This is a genomic window from Achromobacter deleyi (assembly GCF_016127315.1).
Classification (GTDB): Bacteria; Pseudomonadota; Gammaproteobacteria; order Burkholderiales; family Burkholderiaceae_B; genus Achromobacter; species Achromobacter insuavis_A.
On record NZ_CP065997.1, the window covers coordinates 899,250 to 916,792 of the forward strand.

Consider the following 17,543-nt stretch of genomic DNA (forward strand, 5'->3'; position numbering starts at 1 on the left):
TGCGGTCAGAACTGTTGATATTGGAATTCGACCTTGATAGGTCCGCCGCTACCCGTGGTGGGCTGCGCCTGCAGCACGAACACCAGGATCACCCCGATATACAGGCAGAGATGCCAGAAGAAGCGGCGCCCCCAGGCCTTGACCGCCTTGCGGGCGTCCGGCCCCTGGGCGGCGCCGTCCGGCGTCGCATCGGTTTTCTGAGAGGGGTTCATCGGGAAAAGTACTCCGCAATGCCTTGGTCCGCCATCGCCCAACCGAGCTCGGCCAGATGCATGTCATCACGCACCATGCCCGGTTCGAAGGGAATGCTGTACATATCGAGGCAACCCATCTGGTAGCGCTGGCACATGCCGGTGATGGCGGCCACCACCGGGTCGAAGCGCTCGACGTCCAGGATGAGCTTGGGATTGAACGGCTGGATCACGAAGTAGGCCTTGACCTTGCGCCGTTGCAGCAAGGCCATGACACGCGACAGGTCGCCCAGCTCGGTGCGGGTGAGCGGATCGACGTTGGCGAACTCGTTGCGCGCCGGCGAATACAGCGGCGCCAGGTACTGCTTGTAGTAGTCGTCGCGCACGTCGTAGGGATTGTTGCTGCCCAACTGGTGCTCGACTTCGCGTGCTTCATGCGTCAGGCGCGACCACTGGCCGGAATTGAGCTTGGCCGACAGGGGCCACGAGACGAAGCGGTGCGCGGGCACCGACAGCTTGCTGCGCGGACGGTCGGGCGCGGGTTCCTTGCGCGCGTTCCACCACAGCGACAGCTTGTCCTTGAGCTCGGCGACCTGGCCATTGGCGATCAGCCACAGCAGGCCCCAGTTGGCGTTGTCGCTGATCCAGGTCTGCATCTGTTCGCGCGTGCTGGGCTTGTCCCAGAGGCGTTCCCAGACCGGGCCGGTCACGTGCTCGGCGAACGCGCTGCGCGGCAGCTGGCCGCCCGAGGCGAACCAGGCTGGCGACACCATGATCACCAGCCGCGTGTTCGGCGTCAGCGAATCGGCCACCGACTCGAGCACGCTGACAATGCCGTACGACTGGAACATGGCGTGGCCGTAGGCCAGCGTCGGCACCTTCAGTTCTTCGGGGAAGAAGCGGTAAGGCACGAAACGCAGGTCATGGCTGGACAATTCGGACGAACCGAGCACCACCAGCGTCCCGTCGCTGAGCGCATTGCCCAGCCGGTTCAGGTTGACGTGCTGCGTGCCCCAATCCGGCCCCAGATTGGGCAGGTAGTTGCTCTTGGACGCCGCCACCGTGGAAACCGGATTGACGATGCTGGACAGCACGTCGTCCGCGCCACAAAAGGCCCCATACGCCAGCGCCACCGCCGTGGTGGCTGCTGCAACGTGGGACAACAGGCGGGTATTGCTAAATATTGGCAGCGACATAGCCGGCGAGCGTGCGGACCGACTGCAGATGCTCCGCGATCTCGGGAGCCGGAATGCTGCAGCCGTACTCCGCCTCGACCGCCAGCGTGATATCCACGGCGGCGAGCGAGTCGACCAGGCCAGTGGCAATCAGTTGCGTATCGGGAGTGACTTTCTTCATGACGATCGACTCAACGATAGAGCCGATCTTGGTGTGGAGTTCTTGCTCGGTATGCATAGAGAGTGCGGCGTTACATTGCCTCGTCGGCAAAATATTCCCCGCCCCGAGATACAGGACGGCGAGTATACAAAAAATCGCTGAAAATCGACTGACATTCACAGCATCCTGGAGCGCCCCGCCGACGCACTTGGTTACATCAAAGTCGGGCGGCGAGATCGCTCACGGATGCAATCATGGCACTACAAACGTCGAATCGCCATGAAACTTACAGACCAAATCGCTATAAAAAGCGCGTAAACGTAACGCTTGCGGGTAAATACCGGGTGCTGCGTTGCAGCGGAACGACAGATTTCCGCGCGGCATCCGTCCCCTGCCCCATTGGCGGTCCTGTTGGTGAGCCCTTTTGGCGGCCCCCAAAGGCCCGCCATCGCAGCCACCCAAAAACAGAAAAGCCCGCTTTCGCGGGCTTTTCCATTGGCCGACGCCAACCTTTTACATCGGCGTGACGCGCGTGGGACCAGCGCCGCTGATGACCTGCACGCGCTGGCCGACGCTGATCGGCACATCGGCTTCCTGGGCCACGACGCGGGTTTCGCCGTTATCCAGGCGCACCGTGATTTCGTAGCCGGAATTCTTGCCGACCTGGTTTTCCACCGCGTTACCCGCCAGGGCACCAAGGATGGCGCCGCCGACGGTGGCGATGGTGCGGCCCGTGCCGCCACCGATGGCGTTGCCCGCCACGCCGCCCAGTGCGCCGCCAGCCAGCATGCCGACGCCGCTGGACTTGTCGTTCTGGATGACGATGGGACGCACGCCCGTTACCGTGCCCGTGCGGACGATCTGCTCGCGCTGGGCTTGATCATAGCTATACACACCGCTGGACGCGCTGCGATTGGCACAACCGCCCAGGACAGCCATCGAGGTCACGATGGCAGCCACGGCCAGCCACCGGCCAGTACGCGGCGTCAACAAGGAAAAGGTTTTGCTTTGGTTCATTTGGACTCCTCGATCGGGGACTGCCGACGCTCTGATCATACTCTGCCCAGACAGGACGGCAGCCTAACGTGCAACACACTGAAACTCACCGCCATGGGCGGAAAACCGATTTGCAAACCGGCCGCGGTGTTCTCACGCCGCGGCCGGTTTTCTTGACTGCAATTCGACCATCCCGGCCGCTACAGGTTCCCGAAGCGGCCCAGGGCTGACGACGGGGTTCAGGCCGGCAGATGGATGCCGTAGGTGGCGTGCAGCACGGCGTCGATCTCGGCGCGCGAGGGCGCGTGGTTCTGCGGACCGCGCGAGGCGATCTTGATGGCGCCCATGACGTTGCCCAGGCGGCAGCTGTCTTCCCAGTTCCAGCCGCTGGTCAGGCCATAGAGCAGGCCGCCGCGCTGCGCGTCGCCGCAACCGGTGGGGTCGACCACCTGGGTGGCGCGTACCGGGGCGATCTGGATGGTCTTGCCGTCGGTCAGCAGCGTGGCGCCTTCGGCGCCGCGGGTCACGACCACGGCCTGCAGCTTGGTGGCGATGTCGGCCATGCTGCGGCCGGTGCGTTGTTCCACCACGCCGGCTTCATAGTCGTTGACCGTCAGGGCCTGCGCCAGGCCGAGCATGCGTTCCAGGTCGGCGCCGTCGAACAGCGGCATGGCCTGGCCCAGGTCGAAGATGAAGGGGATGCCCTGCTTATGCAGGCGCTCGGCGTGGGCGAACATGCCTTCCTTGGCGTCCGGGGCGACGATGCCCCAGGCGGCCTTGGCGTCGCTCAGGTCGTTGCTGGCGGAGAAGGACATGGCGCCCGGGTGGAACGCGGTGATCTGGTTGTCGTCCAGGTCGGTGGTGATGAAGCACTGCGCGGTGAAGGTGCCGGGCACGACCTTGACTCGGCTGGTGTCGATACCGAGGCCGCCCAGGCGCTCGAGGTATTCGCCGGCGTCCTCGCCCACGGTGGCCACCGGCACGGGCTTGCCGCCCAGCAGATTCATGTTGTAGGCGATGTTGCCGGAGCAGCCGCCGTATTCCTTGCGCATGCTGGGAACCAGGAACGACACGCTCAGGGATTGGATGCGGTCGGCCAGGATGTGTTCCTTGAAGCGGCCTTCGAACACCGCGATGGTGTCGAACGCCATCGAACCGCAGACCAGAACAGGGGTTGCCATGAATGTCATCCTTCAGGGAAAGAACTTGTCGAGTTGGTAGCCGTTGACCTGGACACCGGTCACTTCAATCGGCACGGAAATCTTCAGTTCGCCCGCCGGTCCGAAGGGACCGCGCAACTGCTCGGGCGTCAGGTAATTCTCGGGCATCAGTACCCGCCGCACCACCACGGTGTCCGACAAATCAGTCAGGTCCAGCACCAGCGCGGGCCAGTGCTGCGGCTTGTCGTAGCGATTGCGCAGGACCAGGTTCAACACCAGCCGGGTGCGGCCGTCGTCGATGGCGGCGGCGCCCGTGGGCGGCTGCAGCGACGACGAGGAAATCGCGATCCGCTCGAGGCGGCGCGCGTAGCCGACCGTGCAGCCGAGCGGCTTGCAGACGGTCTCGAGCGCGGGCCGCAGGACCGGCACGGAGTTGGCGATATCGATGCGGTACACGTACAGCAGCTGCAAGCCCAACGCGATCAGGCCGAGCAGGCAGGCGTAGCCCCACAGCTTGCGCAGCAGGCCGCGGCGCTCCTGGCGGTCCTGGTCGAGGAATTCGGGCGGCGCGCGGCCGACGTCGGTGGCGCTGGAATAGCGCGTGCGCGTGTCGCCCAGGATCGGTTCCGGCGAATCCTCGTCGCGCTCGGGATCGGCATCGACGCCGTCGTGAGGGTCATCGTGATGCCTGTCGCGATCGTCGTCGTGATCCGTGTCGCGGTCATCCTCGTCATCGTCATGGCGCGAATCGGCGGCGTCGTCACGCACCACGAAGACCGGCTCGGCCGGCCGGGTGGCGCGCGGTGCGTCCCAGCGCGCGCTGTCGCGCACCGCCACGATGGGCTCGTCGCGCGGCGCGGCGGGTTCCTGCCAGCGCGGCGGCCGGGCCAGGCGCGGCTCGTCGTCGTAGCGGTCGAGGTCTTCGTTTTCGTCTTCGTCGTCATCGCCCTCTTCCGCCAGCGCGGCGTCGGGTTCGATGCGGCGGCGGATGTCGTCGCGGCCGCGCAGCACCGCCGGCGGCATCGCCGGGGGCTCGACGCGCGGCGAGGGACTGGCGGCCAAAGCCGTCGGCGCGATGGCGGGCGGCGGCGTGACGGGCCAGGCCGCATCCTCGCGCGCAGCAGGCGCCAGGAAAGGCTCGTCGGGCAGGTCGTCCCAGGGCGCCACGGCGCGCGGCTCGGCGGACGGCCGTTGCACCAAGGGCGGCGGCTCGTCGGCGGCGGCCGGCGCGGACGGCGCCAGGACCGGCGCGGCGATCACCGAGGCAGCGATGGGAGGAACGGGCCGGGTGGCGGCCGGCGACGGGACGGCCCCCGAGGCGCCCGTGGCTGGCAGGCCGGCGGGGGGAATAGCGGGAACGGGGACGTGAGCGGGCGGCGTGTCCGTCGCCGGGATGCCCGCAGCCGGTACGCCCGCAGCCGGTACGCCCGATGCCGGTACGCCCGATGCCGGTACGCCCGCAGCCGGGATGCCCGCAGCCGGTATGCCCGCCTCAGGCAGCAGGCAGGCGCGGCCGTCGAACACGGTAGCGCAGGCGCCGCAACGCACCAGGCCGTTGCGGACCCGGAGCTGGTCGGGCACCACCTTGAATGACGTGCCGCATTGCGGGCAGCGGGTGGTCAGGGCCATGGCGCGATCCAGCGAAAACGGACTCAGGCCTTCTGGCCGTGCAGGCAGACCCAGCCGTCACGGGCGCGCCAGACCGACATGGCGATCCAGGGCGCGTAGGCGGCGGCGACTTCCTCGGCCTGCCGTTCCAGCACGCCGGACAGCACCAGGTGGCCGCCCGCGGCAACGCGGCCGGCGAGCATGGGCGCCAGCACCTTCAACGGGTTGGACAGGATGTTGGCCACCACCACTTCGAAGGTGCCATCGGCCAGGCCGTCGGGCAACATGGCCTGCAGTTCGACGTGGTTGACCTCGGCGTTGAAGACCGTGCTCTGCACCGCCTGGGCGTCGATGTCGACGGCCTGGGTCGGGCCGGCGCCCAGCTTGCGCGCGGCGATGGCCAGGATGCCCGAGCCGCAGCCGTAGTCCAGCAGGGTCGCGCCCTTGGGCAGTTCGGCTTCCAGCCAGGCCAGGCACAGGTGCGTGGTCGGATGGCTGCCGGTGCCGAAGGCCAGGCCCGGATCGAGTTCGATATGGATGGCGCCGTCCGCGGCCTCGGCCGCTTCCAGGCCCGGCACGTCCGGGCTGTCGCGGTGCCAGCTGGGCACGATCCAGAGACGCTCGGCGATGTGGATCGGGCCGAACTGCGATTGCGTCAGGCGCACCCAGTCGGCGTCCGGCACGTCGCGCAGGCTCCAGCCGGCGAACAGCGCCGGGTCCAGTTCACCCGCGGCGGCGGCTTCTTCCATGATCTGCGCGGGATCGGCTCCGTCCGGCAGCAGGGCCACGACGCGATTGCGTTCCCAGGCCTGCACATCGGGCTCGGTGCCCGGCTCGCCGAACAGCGGACGCTCGTCGTCGGTGCCCAGGTCGGCGTCCTCGACGGACACCGACAGCACGCCGGCTTCCAGCAGGGCGTCGGACAGGGCCTCGGCTTGCGCCTCCTGGCAGTGGAGCACGAGTTCACGCATGATGATTCTTCCATCTGGCCAACGGGCCGCGGCAACGCCGCGGCCCGATCAGCCGGTTAAGGCAGTAAAAAAGGGGCCAAGGGCCCCTATTGTGCTGGTCAGGGGCGCTGGGCCAGCTTGTTTTCCAGATAGTGGATGCTGGTGCCGCCTTCGATGAAGCGGGCATCCTGCAGCAGTTCACGGTGCAGCGGGATATTGGTGGAAATGCCTTCCACCACCATTTCCGACAGCGCGGTGCGCATGCGGGCCAGGGCCTGGTCGCGCGTATCACCGTAGGTGATGACCTTGGCGATCATCGAATCATAGTTCGGCGGCACGAAGTAGCCGTTGAACGCGTGCGAATCGATGCGCACGCCCGGGCCGCCCGGCGTATGCCAGTTGGTGATGCGGCCAGGGCTGGGCACGAAGCGGAACGGATCCTCGGCGTTGATGCGGCACTCGAGCGCATGACCCTTGAAGGTGACGTCGCGCTGGCGCAGCGTGAACTTCTCGCCGGCGGCGATCAGGATCTGCTGCTGCACCAGGTCGATGCCGGTAATCAGCTCGGTGACCGGGTGTTCGACCTGGATGCGGGTGTTCATTTCGATGAAATAGAACTCGCCGTTCTCATACAGGAACTCGAACGTGCCGGCGCCGCGGTAGCCCATCTTGCGGCAGGCGTCGGCGCAGCGGTCGCCGATGCGCTCGATCAGGCGGCGCGCGATGCCGGGGGCCGGCGCTTCCTCGATGACCTTCTGGTGGCGGCGCTGCATGGAGCAGTCGCGTTCGCCCAGCCAGACGGCGTTGCGACCGCCGTCGGCCAGCACCTGGATTTCCACATGGCGCGGGTTCTCGAGGAACTTCTCCATATAGACTTCCGGGTTGTTGAACGCGGCGCCCGCTTCCGAACGCGTCATGGTGACGGCGTTCAGCAGCGCGGCCTCGGTGTACACCACGCGCATGCCGCGACCACCGCCGCCGCCAGCGGCCTTGATGATGACCGGATAACCGACTTCGCGCGCAACGCGGATGATTTCCTGCGGATCGTCGGGCAACGCGCCTTCGGAACCGGGCACCACCGGCACGCCGGCTTCGATCATGGCGCGCTTGGCGCTGACCTTGTCGCCCATCAGGCGGATGGTGTCGGGGCGCGGGCCGATGAAGACGAAGCCGCTCTTTTCGACGCGATCGGCGAAGTCGGCATTTTCGGACAAGAACCCGTAACCCGGGTGGATTGCCTCGGAATCCGTGACTTCGGCCGCCGAAATGATGGCCGGCATGTTGAGGTAGCTTTCACGCGACGGCGCGGGCCCGATGCACACCGATTCATCGGCCAGGCGCACGTACTTGGCTTCGCGGTCCGCCTCGGAGTGCACCACCACGGTCTTGATGCCCAGCTCGCGGCAGGCGCGCTGAATGCGCAGGGCGATTTCGCCCCGGTTGGCGATCAGGATTTTTTCGAACATTTTCAGCTATCAGCCAATGACGAACAGGGGTTGACCGTACTCGACGGGCTCGCCGTTTTCGACCAGGATTTCTTTGATGACGCCGGACTTGTCGGCTTCGATTTCATTGAGCAGCTTCATGGCTTCAATGATGCACAGCGGATCGCCTTCCTTGACCGACTGGCCGACGTCGATGAACGGCGCGGCGCCCGGGTTCGGCGAACGGTAGAAAGTGCCGACCATCGGCGCCTTGACCACGTGACCCTGGATCACCGGGGCGGCTTCGGCTGCGGCGGGGGCAGCGGCGGGCGCCGCGGCCACCGGGGCGGCGACGCCGGCTTCCGGCTGGTGGTAGGCCACCGGCTGCAGGGTCTGCGAGAACTTGACGATGCGAACCTTGCCTTCGCCTTCGGTGATTTCCAGCTCGGCGATGCCCGATTCAGCCACCAGGTCGATCAGGGTTTTGAGTTTTCGAAGGTCCATAGAAGCTGCTTCCCGAGATAGTGTGGGCAACGTCCCGGTCGTCGGGGCCGCGCCATATAAGATGTAAAAGCTGAGAGTTGGTGCGAGATCAGTGCCGCACTGCGTAACGCAGAGCCGCTTCGTAGCCGTCCGCGCCCAGGCCGCTGATGAGGCCTACCGCCAAGTCGGACAGATAAGAGTGATGCCTGAAGGGCTCTCGCTTATACAGGTTGGACAAATGTACTTCAATAAATGGGATCGCGACCCCGGCCAGCGCATCGCGGATCGCGACGCTGGTGTGCGTATATGCCGCCGCGTTGATGATGATGAAATCGGTGCCGTCTTGCCGGGCCGCCTGAATGCGGTCAACCAGCGCGCCTTCGTGATTGCCCTGCCACGCAGTCAGCGTCGCGCCCAAGTCACCGGCCAGCCGCTCCAGGCCCTCGTTGATCTGGGACAGCGTGAGGCTGCCGTAGATATGAGGTTCCCGGGTGCCGAGCAGGTTCAGATTCGGGCCATGCAATACCAGTATGTTTTGCGCCATGCGCTTGCCAAAGAGTGGATTGCCAATTGTTGGCAAAACAGCCGATAAACCAGCTTTTTACGCCAATTCCTACTATTTGTCCAACAGACTTACGCCTTCAAACCGGATAGCGTCTGGTTGAGATCATCGGGTTGGATTTCACCCAATATCTTCCGGTTAATGCTGCCATCTGCATTGAAAACGATAGTAAACGGCAGGCCGCCGCTGGGATTTCCGAGCTTGCGCAGGGTGTCGATGGCGCCGGCGCCAATGACCCACAACGGGTAGGAAACCTGTACTTTCTCGACAAATTTTTGCATGTTGGCGGCAGAATCCACGCCGATACCGACAAACTTGATTTGCGGGTATTTTTTCTGCAACGCGTCGAGTTCGGGCATTTCCTTGACGCAAGGCGCGCACCAGGTGGCCCAGAAATTCACCACGATGGGCTGGCCTTTCCAGGCGGCCAGAGACTGGGTCGCGCCGTTCAGGTCGGGCAGCTGCAACTGCATGAGGGCGGCGACAGGATCCTCGGCGGCGGGCGCCGCGGGTGCCGGCTGCGGCTTGTTGCGCCCCAGCAGGGTGAAGCCACCCGCGACCGTGGCGGCCACGGCCACGGCGGCGGAAAGGAGTAGGCGTCGATTCATGGCGCGATCATAACCGCTGCGGCCGGTTTGCGCCGCATCGCCCGCCGCGCCGGCTTGACCTGCGCCTATATATACAATGCAGGACAGGAGAGTTTTCAATGCACCTGCACATTCTTGGCATCTGCGGTACGTTCATGGGCGGCCTGGCGCTGATCGCGCGCGCCGCCGGCCACAAGGTCACCGGTTGCGACGCGGGCGTCTACCCGCCCATGAGCACCCAGCTGTCCGAACAGGGAATCGAGCTGATCGAGGGCTTCGGCCCCGAGCAGATGGCCCTCAAGCCGGACCTGTACGTGATCGGCAACGTCGTCAGCCGCGGCAACCCCTTGATGGAAGCCATTCTGGAATCCGGCGCCCGCTATGTGTCCGGCCCGCAATGGCTGGGCGACAACATCCTGCCGGGCGCCCACGTGCTGGCGGTGGCCGGCACCCACGGCAAGACCACCACCAGCTCGATGCTGGCCTGGATCCTGGAAGCCGCGGGCCTGGCGCCCAACTTCCTGATCGGCGGCGTGGCCACCGACCTGCAGGTGTCGGCGCGCTACGACCCGGCGCGCCGCCCCTTCGTGATCGAGGCGGACGAATACGACACGGCGTTCTTCGACAAGCGTTCCAAGTTCGTCCACTATCGCCCGCGCACCGCGGTGCTGAACAACCTGGAATACGATCACGCCGACATTTTCCCCGATCTGGCGGCCATCGAAACCCAATTCCATCACCTGGTCCGCACCATTCCGGCGTCCGGCCGCATCATCCGCCCGACGCATTCGGAGGCGCTGGACCGCGTGATTGCGCGCGGATGCTGGTCGGAAACCGTCACGTTCGGCGCCGATGGCGCCTGGCAGGCGGGCGCGCCCGACGATAGTGGCGCTTTCGAGGTGCGGCGCGACGGCGTCGGCATGGGCGCCGTGCGCTGGACCCTGGGCGGCGAGCACAACCGCATGAACGCGCTGGCCGCGCTGGCCGCGGCCGAGCACGCCGGCGTGCCGGCGGCCGAAGGCGTCGAGGCCCTGAGCCGCTTCGGCGGGGTCAAGCGCCGCATGGAACTGCGCGGCACGGTCAACGGCGTCAAGGTCTATGACGATTTCGCCCATCACCCCACCGCCATCGCCACCACCCTGGAAGGCCTGCGCCGCCAGGTCGGGCCGGCGCGCATCCTGGCGGTGCTGGAGCCGCGCTCCAACACCATGAAGCTGGGCGCCATGGCGGCGCGCCTGCCCGACTCCCTGCGCGACGCGGACCTGGTGTTCTGCTTCGGCGCCCGGGCGGGCAAGCACGCCCTGGGCTGGAATCCGGCAGAGGTGCTGGCGCCCCTGGGCGAGCGCGCTTCCAGTTACGATGATATCGACGCCCTGGTGGCCGCCGTGACGCGCGCCGCGCGACCCGGCGACCAGGTGCTGGTGATGAGCAACGGCGGCTTCGGCGGCATCCACGGCAAGCTGCTGGCCTCCCTGGAGGCACGCGGCTGAGGCCAGGCGCCGCCATCCGCGATCCCGCTCCACCGGAAAGGCACGAGATGATTCTTTACCTGCACGGCTTCCGTTCCTCGCCGACCTCGTTCAAGGCCCGCCTGATGGCCGACGCCATGGCCGCCCGCGGGCTGGCCGGCGCGTGGGCCTGCCCGCAACTGCCGGCCAGCCCGCGCGAGGCCGCCGAGCTGGCGCTGGGCATCGCCCGCGAGCAACTGGCCGGCGCCGCCGACCCGCGCGCGCTGACCGTGGTCGGCTCGTCGCTGGGCGGTTTCTACGCCACCTGGCTGGCCGAACAGCTGGGTTGCAAGGCGGTGCTGCTCAACCCCGCGGTCGAGGCCGCGCGCGACCTGGCGACCCAGGTGGGCGAGCACCGCATGTATCATTCCGACGCGCCATTCATGTTCCTGCCGGAGTATGTGCGGGAACTGGCCGCCCTGCACGTCAGCCGGATCACCCAGCCAGAGCGGTATTTCCTGGTGGCGGCGACGGGCGACGAGGTGCTGGACTGGCGCGAAATGCGCGATCGCTACGCGGGCTGCCGCCAGCGCATCGTGCAGGGCAGCGACCACGGCCTGTCCGATTTCGCCGACTGGATGCCCGAGGTGCTCGAATTCGCCCTTGGCTCCGCGCCGAATGGCCCCAAATAACACTGACATCAACGATAGATAGCTGCGCAAGGCGACGCATGCGCGCCGCCCAGGACGACCCTCACCATGTATGTGTTTTACGAAGACGACGGCAGCTTCAAGGCCGGCAATATCCTGTCCGAAACCGACGCCAGCCTGCAGGTGGAGTCGGAGTCGGGCAAGCGCAGCAAGATCAAGCGCGCCAATACCCTGTTCAATTTCGCCGCGCCCGAACCGGCCGCGCTGATGGCCCAGGCGACCGCGCTGGCCGACACCCTGGACCTGCAATTCCTGTGGGAATGCGCGCCCCAGGAGGAATTCGATTCGCCCGTGCTGGCGGCCGACTACTTCGGCCACGCCCCCACCCCGGTCGAACAGGCCGCGCTGCTGATGCGCCTGCACGGCGCGCCCGCCTATTTCCACCGCCGCGGCAAGGGCAGCTACCGCCCCGCCCCGCCCGACATCCTGGCCGCCGCCCTGGCCGCGCTGGAAAAGAAACAGCGCCAGGCCGAGCAGCAGCAGGAATGGGTGGACGAGATGGCCGCCGGCCGCCTGCCCGAGCCCATCGCCCAGGCCGCCGAATCGCTGCTGATCCGGCCCGACAAGAATTCGCAGCAATGGAAGGCGCTGGACGCCGCCTGCGCCAAGCTCGGCAAGAGCCCCGACCGCCTGCTGCTGGAACTGGGCGCCTGGCCGCACGCGCTGGCCCTGCACAAGCGCCGCTTCCTGGCGGTGAACTTCCCGCGCGGCCTGGCCTTCCCCGAGCTGGAACTGCCGCCGATCGACCGCGAGCTGCCGCTGTCGGACGCCGAGATCTATTCGGTCGACGACGTCACCACCACCGAGATCGACGACGCCCTGTCGGTCTCCACCCTGCCCGACGGCAACCTGCGCGTGGGCATCCACGTGGCCGCGCCCGGCCTGACCGTGACGCGCGACAGCGAATTCGACAAGCTGGCGCGCGCGCGCCTGTCGACCGTCTACATGCCGGGCGACAAGATCCCGATGCAGCCCGACAACGTCATCAAGGCGTTCTCGCTGGACGCGGGCCGCGAGGTGCCGGTGCTGTCGCTGTACGTGGTGGCCAACCCGGAAACCGGCGAGGTCATCGAATCCGACACGCGCCTGGAGCGCGTGGTGGTGCGCGAGAACCTGCGCCACAACATGCTCGACGCCCAGGTCACGGAAGACAGCCTGAACGACACCTCCACCGACATGCCCTACGGCCACTGGCTGCGCCCGCTGTGGAAGCTGGCGCAGGCGCTGTCGGCGCAGCGCGAGAACGTGCGCGGCAAGCCCGAGAACAATTCGCGGGTGGAATACAGCTTCTACCTGGACGGCAACCCCGACGATCCCGACACCCCGGTGCGCCTGGTGCCGCGCCAGCGCAACGCGCCGCTGGACCGGATGGTGGCCGAGTACATGATCCTGGCCAACAATCTGTGGGGCGGCCTGCTGAACCAGCACGGCGTGCCCGGCATCTACCGCTCGCAACAGGCCGGCCGCGTGCGCATGAGCACGCAGGCGCTGCCGCATGAAGCCATCGGCGTGCCGCAATACGCCTGGAGCACGTCGCCGCTGCGCCGCTACGTCGACCTGGTGAACCAGTGGCAGCTGATCGCCGCGGTGGAACACGGCGTCTCGGCGCGCCTGGTGGCCCCCTTCAAGCCGCGCGACGCGGACCTGTTCGCGATCATCGGCGCGTTCGACGCGCAGTACGCGGCCTGGGCCGAATTCCAGAGCGCGATGGAGCGCTACTGGTGCCTGCGCTGGCTGAAGCAGCACAACATCACCCGCACGGTGGCCCACGTGCTGCGCGAAGACCTGGTCCGCTTCGCCAACTGCCCCCTCGTCACCCGCATCGGTGGGATGCCGGAGCTGGAGCGGGGGACGGCGGTGGAGGTGGAGATTCTGGGGATGGATGAGTTGTCGCTGGAGTTGGACTGCCGGTATGTGGGGCAGGTGGGGCCGGCGGCTGAAGAGGCTGCTGCCTGAGGACGGCGTCTGGTCTGTCTGTAGGCTTTTTTGCTGGCTTCGGGACGGGCTTTCTTAGGCCGCCCGTCTGGCAGGCGGCCCGGGCGGCGGGCGCCCACGATTGCGGTCCGGAGCGTTCGCTCCGGACTGCCCCATCCTCATCCTCGTTGCCGCCTGGCGGCGGCTGCCTTCGGATTCCGTCGGGCGCATCGAGGTTGCCCGACGCCCGGGCCGCCTGCCAGACGGGCTACGTTTTTCTTGGCCTGTCGCGCTGCTGGAGCGGGGAAACTTTACGAGATTGCTGATGCCCGTTGCGGGTGGCCGCGCGGGCGGCCGCCCGCAACTTACGCGGTGTCTTGGCTTGAAGTGTTGACGTTGCGCGCGGGTGGCGGGTTGCTTGCTGGGGGGCCGTCCGATCGGGGGAGAGAGTGGGCGGCGCGCGGTGGAGGGTGGCGTGCGCGTGACGGGCTTGGCGCGCCGCCTGATTAGGGAAGAGTGGGTAACGGGGAAGACATAAGGTGATGCATCGCTGATTCTTCCGCGAGGAGCCCCCCGATGCATCCCGGACTCTTCCGCATCCCGCCCGACCTCCCCCCAAATGCCAAAGAAGGCCGCCCGCGCGGCCGGTTTTGGCGGCCCCGCCAAATCTTCCGTCCCGACGCGATCTTCCACCAAAACGCCAAGCACACGATTCGCCCCCGCGCCGGTGAAGTGATCACGGTGCAGCCCGTGGCGTCGGCGGCCGGTGGGGCGCGGGGCGTGTAGATGCGCCCGAGGGAATCCGTAGGGAGCCGAAGGCGGACGGGATGACGACGGGGCAGTCCGGAGCGGACGCTCCGGACCGCAATCGTAGCCCCGCGCCCCACCGGCCGCCGACGCCACGGGCGGTCAACAGAACACCACAACCGCCGCGACACCAATCGTGCCTCCCGTTAAACTCCCGAAAAAAATCACAAATCAAATTTCGGAGGACGGACATGCGCATTCTGCTGGTCGAGGACAACCTCGACCTGGGCGATGCCGTGGAGAGCAAACTGCGTTCGGCCGGCCATAGCGTCCAATGGGTGCGTGATGGCGTCGCCGCGCTGCGCTGGGGCCTGGACGAGACCTGGGATGCCCTGGTGCTCGACATCAATCTGCCTGGCAAGGACGGCTTCACTGTCATCCGCGAACTGCGCGCCGCCGGGCTCGAAGCGCCCGTGCTCGTCGTGACCGCGCGTTCCGAGATCGAAGACAAGATCGACATGCTCGACCTCGGCGCCGACGACTACCTCGTCAAGCCTTTCGACCTGCGCGAACTGGAAGCGCGGTTGCGCGCCCTGCTGCGCCGGCCCGCCGGGCAGACCAGCAGCGTCACCGCCTATGGCAACCTGAGCCTCGACCTGGCCAACCGCCACGTCGTGCTGGCCGGCGCGCCGCTGGAACTGGGGCGGCGCGAATTCCGGCTGCTGGAGATCCTGGTCGGCAAGCTGGGCCAGACCGTGGCCAAGGAACGGCTGATGAACCAGCTGTTCGACCTGGACGACGGCTCGCTCAACGCGCTGGAACTGCTGATCTCGCGCCTGCGCAAGAAGCTGGCGGGCGCCTCGATCGATATCGTCACCGTGCGCGGCGTCGGCTACCAGGCCCGCAGCCATGAGCCTTCCTGACAGCTTTTCCATTCGCCGCCGCGTCTTCACGCTGGGCGCGGCGCTGCTGGCCTGCGCGCTGATCGGGCTGGTGTTCTTCCTGCGCGACTATGCCCAGCGCGCCGCCGAGCAGGCCTTCGACCGGCTGCTGGCGGCCTCGGCGCTGACCATCGCCGGCTCGGTCCAGATCGAGGACAACGGCGTCACCGTCGAGCCGCCGGTGTCGTCCCTGGCCATGCTGTCGGGCAGCGAGCGCGTGTTCTACGAGGCCCGCGCCTCCAACGGCCGCCTCATCACCGGCTACGCCGATCTGGCGCCAGGGTTGCCGCTGGCGCAATCAGCCACCCCGGTCTTCACCTACCTGAGCTACCACGACGAGCCGGTGCGCGTAGCCACGGTGGGCCGGCTGGTGTCGGCCAGCCAGCATGCCGGCTGGGTCACGGTGCGGGTGGCGGAAACGCTCGGATCGCGCGAGGAGCTGGCCGACGAGATCCTGGGGCGCAGCGTGCTGCCGCTGGTCGTCGTGTCGCTGGTGGCGCTGGGCCTGCTGTGGTTCGGCGTGCAGCGCGCCTTCGCGCCGCTGGCCGTGGTCGAGCGCGAATTGCGGCGGCGGGCGCCGGACGACCTGGCGCCGCTGGTCACGCCGGTGCCGACCGAAGTGCGGCGCCTGGTCGAAGCCCTGAACGCCTTCATGCAACGCCTGTCGGGCATCATGGACACCCTCAACACCCTGGTCGCCGATGCCGCCCACCAGGTGCGCACGCCCCTGGCCTCGCTGCGGGCGCAGGCCGAAGTGGCGCTGGACGAAACCGATCCCAAGCGGCTGCACGAGCGCCTTGGCCGCATCCACCTGAACGCCACGCACGCCAGCCAGCTCATCAACCAGCTGCTGATGGACGCCACCATCACGCACCGGCTGGGCAAGGGCGCGCGCGCGCCCGTCGGCGTGGCTGAGACCATCAACGAGACCCGGCGGCGCATCGGGCCGCTGGAGGCGCAGCGGCTGCGCATCGAGATCGCGCCGCAGGTGCGCCGCGCCCGTATCGCTGGCGACCGCGTGGCGCTGCGGGAAATGCTGCGCAACCTGGTGGACAACGCCCTGCGCTATGCGCCGGACGGCACCGTCGACATCCAGGCCACGCCGGTGGCCGGCTACCGCGTGGCGCTGACCGTGTCCGACCGCGGACCGGGCATCGCCGATGACGAAAAGGACGCCGTGCAGCAGCGCTTCACCCGCGGCCGCACCGGTGAATCGCTGCCCGGCTCGGGACTGGGACTGGCCATCGTGCGCTCGGTGGCGGTGGCGCATGGCGGCTCGCTGTGGCTGCAGGACCGTGCGGGCGGCGGCCTGTCGGCGCGCGTCATCCTGCCGCTGGCGCGCCAACGCACCGGCCGTAACGTAGCCAGCTGGCTCGGCGCCATTGGCGCGGCCATGCTGCTGCTGACCACCGCGCCCGCCGAGGTGCGCGCCGCCGACATCCCCGAGATCGTCACCCGCTACCCGGCGCCACAGCCGTCGTCGCGCGTGCTGACCATCGCCGGCCCCACCGACACGCCGGTGGTGGCGCCGCTGATCCTCGGCTTCCAGGCGCAGCGGCCCGATGTCACCGTGGTGTACCGCGAGATGGGCAGCCGCGAACTGTACGAGGCCGCCATCGAGGACCGGCTCAAGGAGGTGGACGTGCTGATGAGCTCGGCCTCGGATCTGCAGATCCGCCTGGCCAACGACGGCTACGCCCAGCGCTACACCTCGCCCTACGCGGCCAAGCTGCCGTCGTGGGCGGTGTGGCGCAACGAGGTCTACGGCTTCACCTTCGAGCCGGCCGTGATTGTCTACAACCCCAAGCGCTACACCGAGGCCACCGTGCCGCGCTCGCGCCAGGACCTGCTGCGCACGCTGGAGCACGACCGCGCGCGGCTGCACGGCCGTGTCGGCACCTACGACATCTCGCGCAGCAGCGTGGGCTACCTGATGGCCGAGCAGGACGAGCTGGTGTCGTCGAACTTCTGGGGCCTGGCCAACGCCTTCGGCCAGGTCGGCGTGCGGCTGTCGGCCACCAGCGCCGAACTGCTCGACGCCATCGAGAACGACGAGATGGACCTGGGCTACAACATCCTCGGTTCCTACGCCCTGTCGCGCCAGGCCGCGGGCAGCAAGATCGGCGTGGTGTTCCCGCAGGACTACGTGCTGGTACTGGCGCGCTCGGTGCTGATCGCGCGGCGCGCGCCCAACCCGGACCTGGGCCGCGCGCTGGTCGACTGGCTGCTGTCGCCGGCCGGCCAGCAGGTGGCCTCCAGCCACGCGGCGCTGGGGTCGATCATGGAAGACACGCCCGGCCGCTGGACCTCGGAAGCGGTGCTGGCGCGCTCGCAGGGCATCGTGCAGCCGGTGGTGCTGTCGCCGGCGCTGCTGGTGGGGCTCGACCAGCGGCGTCATTCGCGCTTCGTGCAGAACTGGATCCGGCTGGTCACCGACACGCCTGAACGGCCCTAGGGCGCATTGGCCGCCCCTGCCCCGCTCGCCAG

Annotated in this window: 16 protein-coding genes; 5 read left to right on the top strand and 11 right to left on the bottom strand. The window is 67.6% G+C overall.

Annotation, left to right across the window (positions count from 1 at the left end; all coding sequences use genetic code 11):
* Window positions 1–5: 5 nt before the first annotated feature.
* The 11 genes from I6I07_RS04015 to I6I07_RS04065 all read right to left on the bottom strand — a co-directional run bounded on the left by I6I07_RS04015 (window position 6) and on the right by I6I07_RS04065 (window position 9,317).
* Window positions 6–212: a hypothetical protein gene (locus tag I6I07_RS04015; RefSeq protein ID WP_198487734.1), complete on the bottom strand. Its 207-nt coding sequence runs from the start codon at window positions 210–212 to the stop codon at window positions 6–8.
* The gene (locus I6I07_RS04020; protein ID WP_198485718.1) at window positions 209–1,387 is read right to left on the bottom strand and encodes a D-alanyl-lipoteichoic acid biosynthesis protein DltD; all 1,179 of its coding nucleotides are present in this window, start codon (window positions 1,385–1,387) and stop codon (window positions 209–211) included. Before I6I07_RS04020 ends, I6I07_RS04015 begins: the two co-directional genes overlap by 4 nt.
* Window positions 1,368–1,604 (bottom strand): acyl carrier protein, encoded by a 237-nt coding sequence (locus I6I07_RS04025; protein ID WP_006392761.1) that lies wholly within the window; start codon window positions 1,602–1,604, stop codon window positions 1,368–1,370. The genes I6I07_RS04020 and I6I07_RS04025 overlap by 20 nt, the downstream gene beginning before the upstream one ends.
* Window positions 1,605–2,039: 435 nt before the next feature.
* Window positions 2,040–2,543 carry a glycine zipper 2TM domain-containing protein gene (locus I6I07_RS04030; RefSeq protein WP_150101730.1) on the bottom strand — a complete coding sequence of 168 codons (504 nt, stop codon included), beginning with the start codon at window positions 2,541–2,543 and terminating at the stop codon, window positions 2,040–2,042.
* A 218-nt stretch (window positions 2,544–2,761) separates the two neighbouring features.
* On the bottom strand, window positions 2,762–3,703 hold the full coding sequence (locus tag I6I07_RS04035; protein ID WP_198485719.1) for a carbohydrate kinase family protein: 942 nt from the start codon (window positions 3,701–3,703) through the stop codon (window positions 2,762–2,764).
* Window positions 3,704–3,715: 12 nt separating this feature from the next.
* Complete coding sequence (locus tag I6I07_RS04040; protein WP_198485720.1) at window positions 3,716–5,311, bottom strand: DUF3426 domain-containing protein; 1,596 nt, start codon at window positions 5,309–5,311, stop codon at window positions 3,716–3,718.
* Window positions 5,312–5,334: 23 nt separating this feature from the next.
* Entirely contained in the window at window positions 5,335–6,261 is a 927-nt protein-coding gene (prmA, locus tag I6I07_RS04045) for a 50S ribosomal protein L11 methyltransferase (protein ID WP_198485721.1), read from the bottom strand.
* 98 nt (window positions 6,262–6,359) lie between these two features.
* Window positions 6,360–7,706, bottom strand: coding sequence for an acetyl-CoA carboxylase biotin carboxylase subunit (accC, locus tag I6I07_RS04050; protein WP_198485722.1), 1,347 nt, complete (start codon window positions 7,704–7,706; stop codon window positions 6,360–6,362).
* A 9-nt stretch (window positions 7,707–7,715) separates the two neighbouring features.
* On the bottom strand, window positions 7,716–8,168 hold the full coding sequence (gene accB / locus I6I07_RS04055) for an acetyl-CoA carboxylase biotin carboxyl carrier protein (RefSeq protein WP_198485723.1): 453 nt from the start codon (window positions 8,166–8,168) through the stop codon (window positions 7,716–7,718).
* Between the two features lie 88 nt (window positions 8,169–8,256).
* Entirely contained in the window at window positions 8,257–8,691 is a 435-nt protein-coding gene (gene aroQ / locus I6I07_RS04060; RefSeq protein ID WP_006392754.1) for a type II 3-dehydroquinate dehydratase, read from the bottom strand.
* Between the two features lie 89 nt (window positions 8,692–8,780).
* The gene (locus tag I6I07_RS04065; protein ID WP_198487421.1) at window positions 8,781–9,317 is read right to left on the bottom strand and encodes a TlpA family protein disulfide reductase; all 537 of its coding nucleotides are present in this window, start codon (window positions 9,315–9,317) and stop codon (window positions 8,781–8,783) included.
* 98 nt (window positions 9,318–9,415) lie between these two features.
* Between I6I07_RS04065 and mpl the strand changes: the two genes are divergently transcribed.
* The 5 genes from mpl (at window position 9,416) to I6I07_RS04090 (ending at window position 17,511) form a co-directional block, all read left to right on the top strand.
* A complete protein-coding gene (gene mpl / locus I6I07_RS04070; protein WP_198485724.1) occupies window positions 9,416–10,786 on the top strand; it encodes a UDP-N-acetylmuramate:L-alanyl-gamma-D-glutamyl-meso-diaminopimelate ligase in 1,371 nt (456 codons plus the stop codon).
* A 47-nt stretch (window positions 10,787–10,833) separates the two neighbouring features.
* Entirely contained in the window at window positions 10,834–11,436 is a 603-nt protein-coding gene (locus tag I6I07_RS04075; RefSeq protein WP_198485725.1) for a YqiA/YcfP family alpha/beta fold hydrolase, read from the top strand.
* Between the two features lie 66 nt (window positions 11,437–11,502).
* On the top strand, window positions 11,503–13,410 hold the full coding sequence (locus I6I07_RS04080) for a ribonuclease catalytic domain-containing protein (RefSeq protein ID WP_198485726.1): 1,908 nt from the start codon (window positions 11,503–11,505) through the stop codon (window positions 13,408–13,410).
* 956 nt (window positions 13,411–14,366) lie between these two features.
* Window positions 14,367–15,038, top strand: a complete 672-nt coding sequence (locus I6I07_RS04085; protein WP_198485727.1) for a response regulator transcription factor — start codon at window positions 14,367–14,369, stop codon at window positions 15,036–15,038.
* On the top strand, window positions 15,025–17,511 hold the full coding sequence (locus tag I6I07_RS04090) for an extracellular solute-binding protein (RefSeq protein ID WP_198485728.1): 2,487 nt from the start codon (window positions 15,025–15,027) through the stop codon (window positions 17,509–17,511). Before I6I07_RS04085 ends, I6I07_RS04090 begins: the two co-directional genes overlap by 14 nt.
* Window positions 17,512–17,543 lie beyond the last annotated feature (32 nt).

What these genes read in the sequence shown, in the direction of transcription:
- I6I07_RS04015 (WP_198487734.1), bottom strand. Translation starts at nt 212, where the DNA reads ATGAACCCCTCTCAGAAAACCGATGCGACGCCGGACGGCGCCGCCCAG.
- I6I07_RS04020 (WP_198485718.1), bottom strand. Translation starts at nt 1,387, where the DNA reads ATGTCGCTGCCAATATTTAGCAATACCCGCCTGTTGTCCCACGTTGCA.
- I6I07_RS04025 (WP_006392761.1), bottom strand. Translation starts at nt 1,604, where the DNA reads ATGCATACCGAGCAAGAACTCCACACCAAGATCGGCTCTATCGTTGAG.
- I6I07_RS04030 (WP_150101730.1), bottom strand. Translation starts at nt 2,543, where the DNA reads ATGAACCAAAGCAAAACCTTTTCCTTGTTGACGCCGCGTACTGGCCGG.
- I6I07_RS04035 (WP_198485719.1), bottom strand. Translation starts at nt 3,703, where the DNA reads ATGGCAACCCCTGTTCTGGTCTGCGGTTCGATGGCGTTCGACACCATC.
- I6I07_RS04040 (WP_198485720.1), bottom strand. Translation starts at nt 5,311, where the DNA reads ATGGCCCTGACCACCCGCTGCCCGCAATGCGGCACGTCATTCAAGGTG.
- prmA (WP_198485721.1), bottom strand. Translation starts at nt 6,261, where the DNA reads ATGCGTGAACTCGTGCTCCACTGCCAGGAGGCGCAAGCCGAGGCCCTG.
- accC (WP_198485722.1), bottom strand. Translation starts at nt 7,706, where the DNA reads ATGTTCGAAAAAATCCTGATCGCCAACCGGGGCGAAATCGCCCTGCGC.
- accB (WP_198485723.1), bottom strand. Translation starts at nt 8,168, where the DNA reads ATGGACCTTCGAAAACTCAAAACCCTGATCGACCTGGTGGCTGAATCG.
- aroQ (WP_006392754.1), bottom strand. Translation starts at nt 8,691, where the DNA reads ATGGCGCAAAACATACTGGTATTGCATGGCCCGAATCTGAACCTGCTC.
- I6I07_RS04065 (WP_198487421.1), bottom strand. Translation starts at nt 9,317, where the DNA reads ATGAATCGACGCCTACTCCTTTCCGCCGCCGTGGCCGTGGCCGCCACG.
- mpl (WP_198485724.1), top strand. Translation starts at nt 9,416, where the DNA reads ATGCACCTGCACATTCTTGGCATCTGCGGTACGTTCATGGGCGGCCTG.
- I6I07_RS04075 (WP_198485725.1), top strand. Translation starts at nt 10,834, where the DNA reads ATGATTCTTTACCTGCACGGCTTCCGTTCCTCGCCGACCTCGTTCAAG.
- I6I07_RS04080 (WP_198485726.1), top strand. Translation starts at nt 11,503, where the DNA reads ATGTATGTGTTTTACGAAGACGACGGCAGCTTCAAGGCCGGCAATATC.
- I6I07_RS04085 (WP_198485727.1), top strand. Translation starts at nt 14,367, where the DNA reads ATGCGCATTCTGCTGGTCGAGGACAACCTCGACCTGGGCGATGCCGTG.
- I6I07_RS04090 (WP_198485728.1), top strand. Translation starts at nt 15,025, where the DNA reads ATGAGCCTTCCTGACAGCTTTTCCATTCGCCGCCGCGTCTTCACGCTG.